The organism is Aurantimonas sp. A2-1-M11 (genome assembly GCF_036549475.1).
GTDB lineage: Bacteria > Pseudomonadota > Alphaproteobacteria > Rhizobiales > Rhizobiaceae > Aurantimonas.
The window spans coordinates 1-537 of sequence record NZ_JAZHLI010000235.1; the positions used below are offsets into that span (position 1 = coordinate 1).

The 537-nt window shown below is 58.3% G+C and carries 1 protein-coding gene; it reads left to right on the plus strand.

The annotated features are described in order from the left end of the window. The coding region (locus VQ042_RS26315; protein ID WP_331823088.1) for an EAL domain-containing protein at nucleotides 1-537 on the plus strand (537 nt) is incomplete at both ends.

Below are 537 nucleotides of genomic sequence, written 5' to 3' on the forward strand. Positions count from 1 at the left end.
TACCAAGGGGGGCGACAACAGTCTTTGCAGCGCAATCCTGAATGTCCTCGATGAGCGCTACTCGGCAGGGGGCGTACCTATGCTCGCCGGAGGGGTCATCGGTATTTCATCTTTCCCCAGCCACGGACAAGACGCAATCGGACTCCTACGGAAGTCGAGCGCGGCGCTTCTGGATGCTGAGCAGGCTCGACAGTCCTTTGCAGTCTACGATGGTGAGAAAGACGACACCTACAGGTTAAAATCGCGCCTTTTGCCGGACCTGCAAGCAGCACTTGATGCGCCGGGGCAAATTGCGTTGCAGTATCAGCCGAAGATCGATCTTGTCACGGGAGCGTGCGTTGGTGTCGAGGCGCTGGCCCGATGGAGGCATCCAGAGCACGGGCTGATTGCACCAGGAGAGTTCATTCCTCTTGCCGAAGAGACGGCCCTCATCCACCCTCTTACACAGAAGGTGCTGGATTTGGCGTTGATGCGGGCCTTCGCCTGGAGGCAGGCTGGAATGCTCATGCCGGTTGCGGTCAATATCTCGATCCGCAA